Here is a 385-nt window from a genome sequence, read left to right on the forward strand (position 1 = left end):
CTGGCCCGCTACAGCCAGAAGGTCAAGGATATTCCGGCCTACAGCGAGTGGAGCAAGTATTACGGCGAGAAGTTCCAAAAAGAGATGGAGGCGATGCAGGCCCGCCTCAAAGAGGAGCTCAACAAAGCGTTGGCCAAAGAGAGTGCCAAAACCAATCAGGCCGCCGCCCAGCCACCGGCCTCGGCTGTCGCGCCATCTACCCCCGGTACCAACACCCCAGGGACACGCAGGCCCTTGTCCGAGCGGATCACCATCGAGCTCAAAGGGGCTGGGGGCTCGGCCGAACTGCAGACTGATGAGGCCAATGCGAATGCCCTGATCTCCCTTCTTAAACAGCAAGGACTTCGCCAATGAACGTGACCTTAAACAGCGTGCTGCTGCCAGA

At 59.2% G+C, this 385-nt stretch carries 1 pseudogene; it reads left to right on the forward strand.

Annotated elements, in window-relative coordinates:
- A pseudogene (locus ACW5W8_RS23935) lies at positions 1-354 on the forward strand (hypothetical protein); the annotation flags it as partial.
- Positions 355-385 lie beyond the last annotated feature (31 nt).

It is taken from the genome of Aeromonas aquatilis (assembly GCF_054052405.1).